This window comes from Maritalea porphyrae (assembly GCF_027213965.1).
Lineage (GTDB): Bacteria > Pseudomonadota > Alphaproteobacteria > Rhizobiales > Devosiaceae > Maritalea > Maritalea porphyrae_A.
The window spans coordinates 1-249 of record NZ_JAPWGX010000068.1; the positions used below are offsets into that span (position 1 = coordinate 1).

Annotated in this window: 1 protein-coding gene; it reads right to left on the minus strand. The window is 46.6% G+C overall.

The window, feature by feature from the left end:
- Positions 1-249, minus strand: a 249-nt coding sequence (gene def, locus O4H47_RS18045) for a peptide deformylase (RefSeq protein WP_269395407.1), incomplete at both ends; no start/stop codon positions are given.

A 249-nucleotide genomic window follows, 5' to 3' on the forward strand; every position in this document is an offset into this window, starting at 1 on the left:
GTTAAGAGCTTTAACGGTGACTTCAGCAGCACGTGGCACAAGAGCACGAGCACCAGGGACAGATAGACAGCCCTCTTCAATACCATCTTCGCCGCGCTTCTCTATAATTTCTGGGTTAATCAATACCATTGGCTGATCACGGCTGTCAGAAATATCAATCACCACGATGCGTTGGTGAATGTCGACTTGCGTCGCAGCTAAACCAATACCTTCTTCGTCGTACATGGTTTCAATCATGTTATCTACGAT